This is a genomic window from Brevibacterium rongguiense (genome assembly GCF_009857845.1).
In the GTDB taxonomy this organism is placed as follows: domain Bacteria; phylum Actinomycetota; class Actinomycetes; order Actinomycetales; family Brevibacteriaceae; genus Brevibacterium; species Brevibacterium rongguiense.
The window spans coordinates 1-5,915 of sequence record NZ_WWEQ01000094.1 but is presented as its reverse complement, the minus strand read 5'-3'; the positions used below and the strand labels follow the sequence as shown (position 1 = coordinate 5,915).

4 protein-coding genes and 1 pseudogene are annotated in these 5,915 nt (G+C 75.7%); 1 reads left to right on the top strand and 4 read right to left on the bottom strand.

The features are described from left to right. Window positions 1-664 (top strand): hypothetical protein (locus GSY69_RS13270; protein ID WP_407925030.1); only part of this gene is annotated, 664 nt, incomplete at its 5' end. Window positions 665-685: 21 nt separating this feature from the next. On the opposite strand, the gene GSY69_RS13265 is transcribed toward GSY69_RS13270, so the two are convergent. The 4 genes and pseudogenes from GSY69_RS13265 to GSY69_RS13250 form a co-directional block, all read right to left on the bottom strand. Then, a complete protein-coding gene (locus GSY69_RS13265; RefSeq protein ID WP_160954309.1) occupies window positions 686-1,792 on the bottom strand; it encodes a hypothetical protein in 1,107 nt (368 codons plus the stop codon). A 121-nt stretch (window positions 1,793-1,913) separates the two neighbouring features. Beyond that, window positions 1,914-3,113 (bottom strand): TRAFAC clade GTPase domain-containing protein, encoded by a 1,200-nt coding sequence (locus tag GSY69_RS13260; protein WP_160954308.1) that lies wholly within the window; start codon window positions 3,111-3,113, stop codon window positions 1,914-1,916. Beyond that, window positions 3,110-4,147, bottom strand: a complete 1,038-nt coding sequence (locus tag GSY69_RS13255) for a hypothetical protein (RefSeq protein ID WP_160954307.1) — start codon at window positions 4,145-4,147, stop codon at window positions 3,110-3,112. The genes GSY69_RS13260 and GSY69_RS13255 overlap by 4 nt, the downstream gene beginning before the upstream one ends. Continuing rightward, a pseudogene (locus GSY69_RS13250) lies at window positions 4,144-5,915 on the bottom strand (hypothetical protein); the annotation flags it as partial. The pseudogene GSY69_RS13250 and the gene GSY69_RS13255, both read right to left, overlap by 4 nt.

Sequence of the window (5,915 nt, the reverse complement as noted above, 5' to 3'; positions counted from 1 at the left end):
CGGTGAGCTCCATGCGCACGAGGACGTAGCCGGCGATGCGCACGCGGCGCCCGCCGACCGGCCCCGCAGGCGCCGCGGGCTGGCCGTCGCGCTCGTGGCCATCGGGGCGGTGCTCGTCGTCGCCGCTGGCTTCGGGATCACCTCGCTGGCCACCGGCGGGTTCGGACAGCGCGCAGACACCCAGGCCGGCGGGGGCCGTGACGGGTCGAGGGGCGAGGGCTCGGGCGGCGATGGACCGCAGGCGGGGCAGCAGGGCGAGGCCACGAGCACGGGGCCGAGCAGCGCCGCGGCCGCGGATCCGAAGTCCCAGCTCGACGCGATCGTCGCAGACGACACCCGGACGGCGAAGACGACGCTCGAGGGCCGCTGGGTCGTCCAGCTGAGCTCCAAGAAGCCCGACAGCGCCGATGAGGCGGGCTATGCGGCGGTGCTGAAGAAGTACAAGGGGGAGAAGGCCTCGCACCCCGATGCCATGCTCCTCTTCAGCAGCGACTGGCCGAGCTACAGCAAGAAGGGCTTCTGGGTCACGATCCTCGCGAAGCCCTATGACTCCGGTTCGGCCGCGGTGGCGGAGTGCAGGGACCTCGGCCTCGATTCGAAGAACTGCTTCGGCAAGAAGCTGTCCTCGACCGAGGGGCCCGAGGGGACGTACCAGTACCACTGACGGCGCCCACCGGGGGGCGCTTCAGCGCGCGTAGGGTCCCTGTCCCCCCTGGTTGCCGTAACTGCTCTGCCCCCCGTAACTGCTCTGGCCCCCGTGCCCGCCCTGGGAGCCCGGGCCGAACTGCGGCCCCGAGCCGAACTGCGAGCCCGGGCCGAACTGGGGAGCTGAGCCGAACTGGGGTCCCGGGCCGAACTGCGGGCCGCCGCCGAACTGCGGCGCGGGTCCCGCCTGCTGGCCCTGCGGTGCGCCGAACTGCGGCGCCCCGAACTGCTGGCCGCTGGGCTGCTGGCCCGCGCCTGCCATGGCCGGCTGCCGCTCCTCGGCCCCCGAGCCGGGGCGCCCGCCGGCTGCCCCCGGTGCGGCAGCGGCAGCCGCCGCGGGCCGCGCGAAGAGCAGGACGTAGGCCCAGCAGGCGCAGTAGGCGACGACGGCGGCGCTGAGGAAGACCCACCAGGCGGGCCCGGGGCCCACCTGCTCCCCGGCGGGGAAGCCCTCCAGGGAGCTCTGCACCTCGGCGGGCACGCCCTGCGCAACGGCCGCGCGGGCGGCCTCCTGCGCCGCGTGCCAGGAGACGATAAAGAAGTGCAGCTGGATCGCGATATTGGCCATCGTCCCGACCATGCCGAGCGCGATGACATTGGACCAGTCGGCGGAGAAGAACAGGGCACAGGCGAGGGCCACGAGGATGCCGAACGCCGTCACGGCCAAGACGTTGACGAGCTGCAGATCGGCGGCGCGCAGTCCCTCCTCGGCGTCGCCGGCCGAGACCCAGACGAGGAAGAACCCGCAGATCGCGCCGATGAGCGCAGCGAACGGCGCGACCAGCGCGATGCCCTGCTTGGCGGTGGCGCGGGCCTGCCGGGCGCGGTCGGCGAACGCCTCCCCCGGGGGCTGCACCGTGAGCTCCTCGGCCTGGCGGCGCGCCGAGGGGATGAGCGCGATGACGATCATCGCGAGCGTCCCCAGCCCGGGGATGAGCACCGTGAGCAGCACCGAGAGGTACCACTTCATTCCGGCGATGCGGGCGAGCTGGAGGCCCGTGGGCACCGCGATGGCCACGTGCACGAGCATGGCCCACAGGAGCGCGAACCCCACGTAGTGGCCGAGAATCGACATCAACAGCGGCATGATCAGCTCCTCGTTGTCCTGGGCGACGTGCACGGTGCCCGGCGGCCCGTTGGTCCCTCCGGCGCACCCTGCAGCGCCTGGTGCACCCGATGCGCCCGGCGCCGTCCCGCGCGCCCGGCCCTCACAGCACCACCCCGTTCATCCGCAGTGCCCACAGGAGGGGGTCGATGACACGGTGGGGCGAGATCCCGTGCCGCGAGACCCGGTCGCCCTGCGGCGAATCGCCCAGCGCGGACACCGCGAAGTAGCTGTGGGGCAGCGGGCGGCCCGTGTGGGGGTTCTCGATCTTGCTGACGAGCTCCGAGGACTCCATGAACAGCAGCAGGCTGCGCGTCTCGAGGAAGACGAGGCTGCGGTCCTCTTCCAGCTGCGCCATGCGCGTCTGCGGGTCCGCGGTGGTGCCGCTGGGCTCGCGCATGAAGGCGGCTCCGGCGTTCGACATCACGCGGCTCCAGTCCGCGTCCTGGACATCGCGCAGGCGCTGGAGCACATCGAACTTCGACAGGGTCACGGCGAGCCCCGGCGGCCGCGGGCTCGTGCCGATGCGCATCTGGAGGTTGTCCAGGACGGTCACCGGGCTGCCGGAGGAGCGCGACTGGGTGGGCACCAGGTCCTGCAGGCGGCGCCTGATCGCCTCGACGGACAGCGGATCGAACATGAAGATGACGGCGTGTGCCCGGGGCAGGAACTCCAGGTGCCCGTCGTGGGCCGGCGGGTTCTCCAGCTCCTCGCCCGCCACATCGCGCAGCACCAGGTAGCGGGCCTGGCCCTGGAACGTGCCCAGGCTGAAGATGAGCGGGTGGAGCTGGTAGGCCTGCCCCGCCTCGGCGCGCACGGTGGGCTCCATGAGCCCCATCTCCTCGAACAGCGGCCGTTCGTAGCGCTCGCGGTAGATCTCCGCGGTCTCCGGGGTCGCCATCTGCAGGCTGCCGCGCATCCGGCCCAGGTACGCGTTGAGGGCCTTGACTGCGGTCGCGATGTAGAGGCTCTTGCCGGAGGCGCGCGCCCCGCACATCGCCACGGTGGTCACGTGCGCGTCGCGCCAGCCGTCCGGCAGCGGGTAGTGGCATTCGGGGCACAGCTCGTCCTCGACCTCGGCGCCCGGGGGGACGTTGAACGCCCGGAACAGGTCGGCCACGCGGGGCGGCCAGGGCCCCGGCACGTCCGCGCGGGTGATCGGCAGCTGGGCCTCGAACGACACGTCGCGCCCGAAGACGCGGCTGGCATCTGGGTCGACGGTGCGGGTGCCGCCCACGTTCTTCACCGCCCAGAGCCGGCGCCCGGGGTCGAGCTCCTTGAAGCACAGCGGGCACTGGCTCATGGGCGCACCCCCTGAGATCCCGCGGAGCTGGCGGCCGCGCGCCCGGCGCCGATGCCCTCGAGCAGCGAGGCGATGATGTCGGCGAGCACCGCCGCCGGCTGCGCGGCCCCGCGCCCGGCCAGCTCGTCGGCGTCGATGACGGTGGATCCGGCGGGCAGGCGCGCGCCCGCGGCATCGCACTCCCAGGCCCGGCGCGCGGCGACGCCCACCACGTGGCGCGCCGGCCCGTCCGCCGCGCCCAGGCCGCACGGCGGGGCATCGGTGACGAGGAGGATCGCAGCATCGCCGGGCAGGTGCCGCGCGAGCTCCGGGGCCCCGGCGGCGAACGCGGAGCGCAGGGGCGCCGCGGCGAGCGCGGTGCGCACCGCCTCGGGCAGCTCGGCGAGCTCGCCGAACCCCACCGCAGCCGGGCGGTGGTCGAGGAGCACCGCGCTGACCTCGCGGTTCTCGCTCACCACGCTGGCGAACCCGGTGAGCACGCGCAGCGCATCGCGCAGCCGGGCCGGTTCGATCCGGCGGCCCGATGCCGAGGCGTCGACCGCGATCACGAGGCTGCGCGCGGCGCCCCCGGCAGCCAGCCCGCCGAGCGCGCGGCGGGTCTCGACGCGGGCCGCGGCGGCCAGCTCGGAGAGATCGGCCTGGGCGGAGGGCAGCTCGGGCAGCTCGAGCACCGCGTGCTCGCCGTCGAGGACGGCGCGCAGGAGGAGGGCGGACTCCGCCCCGCTCACGTCGATGCCCTCGCCCAGCTGGATGTCGTCCGGCTCGGGCTGGCCGTCTGCCTCCGCGCGCACGGAGAAGTGGATGACGGAGCCGGCGGGGAACTCCGCGCCGCGGTTGGTCACGCCCACTTCCAGGCTGTCCTCGACGTGCGGCACGATGACGCGCCCCGGCACCGGCTCGCGCACCTCGACCGGCTCGCCCCCGCTCGTGCGCACCCACACCTGCGCGGTGGGCACCGGCAGCGCCACGTTGAAGGTGAGGCGGCCGCGCCGCACGCGCTGCCGCGCTCCGCGGTTGAGCATGTAGACGGTCATGGTCGCACACCTTCCATCCCTGGATTGTCGGCCCCGCGCTTGGCCTCCCGGCCGCGGCGGGTCTTCGTGGTTTCGAGGCCCAGCTGGGATCGCAGCTCCTTTATCGCGCTCGCGACCTCCTTGGGCTTCGGCGCCTGCGCCTCGCCGCGGCGCGCCGCCGCAGCCCTCGGCACGAGCGCTTCCGCGCCGGCGAGCGCCTCCTCCAGCTCGTCGGGGCGGGCCCGCGCGGCAGCGGTCGCCACCACGGCCCAGAAGACGGGGCCGGTGCGCCCGGGGAACTCGAGCACCGCGAGCTCCTCGTCGGTGAGCGGGCCCCTCCCGCCCCCGGTGAGGAGGTCGAGCAGGGCGAGCGCCAGGAGCCGGGCCAGGAGCGGAGCCGGCTCGGACGCCCCGGCGCCCGGGGGGTGGGGCGGGCGCGGCGGCACGGAGGGCTCGGGCGGGCCGGCGGACGGCACGGCGAAGGGGTCGGGGGCCGCATCTGCCGCGAAGGGGTTGGGATCCCGCGGCACCGCGAACGCGCTGCGCTCCTGCGGGGCGGCAAAGGGGCCGGGGGCTGCTGCACCCGAGCCGAGCGAGGCGGTGGGGCCGGGGCCAGGGCCCGCGGCGGGCGGGACCATCGCGGGCAGGGCGTCGAGCACCGCCTCGGGGTCGATGGCGGTGCCCGCCAGCCGGTCCGGCCGCGTTCCGGCGTTGGGGTCGTGCCACTCCCGCGCGTCGATGCCCCCCAGCAGCTGGCCGAGGACGGCGGCCCATGTCGCGCCGGCGAGCTTCGCCTCGTGGGTCCGGCCCAAGCCTGCGACCGGGCCCTCAGCGTCGAGCAGCACGGCCCCGTCGCCGGCCAGCAGCTCGGCATCGCGGGCATAGGCCCAGCGCAGCAGGGCGGCTACGCGCGCCTCGGCCGAGGTGCGGGCCCGCCCGGCCAGCACCGCCGCGGTGAGGCGGTCGAGGCCCGGGCCCCACGCCTCGGCCAGGGCGGGCCGCAGTTGCGCGGCCGGCAGCCAGCCGGCGCGCCCCCGTTCGAGCTCGGCCGCCAGGCTCGCATCGCGCAGGCCCGGAGCGATCGCGGCCCGGATGCGCGCGGGCAGCCGCTCGGCCGTACCGCGCCGCGTGATGGCCTGCAGGAAATCAACTGTGAGCGGCATCCCGCGCTCCAGTGCCCCGGTGCGCAGCTGGAGGCTCAGCCCGTCCTCCCCCGCGGCGGCGGGGGGCAGCCCAGCGGCGAGCAGCTGGGCCTCGCACTCGCGGCTGACGACGGCGCCGTCGGCACCGACCGGGAGGAGCTGCTGGTAGGGGTCGGACAGGACGTCCTGGAGGGCGCGGACCGTGCGGTCTGCGAGGTCGGCGGGGATTCCGCCGGCACGGCGGAGGACACCCTCGCCCCCCGGCAGCATCGCCCGCACGGCGGGCGGCAGGGACAGCGCGCTGAGCAGCTGGCGCTCGAGCCGCTGGGCGGCAGGCGCTTCGGCCACGTCGCCCGGCCGCGCCGCGATCCCGGCCTCCACGACGAGGGCGGGCACCCGCAGGCACAGCACGGCGGACTCGTCGTCCCCGGGCGCAGCGGCCTCGCCGGCATCGCGGACCAGGTCGAGGGCCGCGGAGGCGGCCGCAACGAGCTCCGCATCCGCCGCGCGGGCGGGCTCGCAGCTCACCGGCACCTCGCCGCCCTGGGCCACCCAGTCCAGGTCGCCGAGGGCGCGGACGAGCAGCTCGCGCTCGAGCAGCGCCCCCACGACCGGGCCGCGCTCGGCGCGGCGGGCCGCGGCCAGCG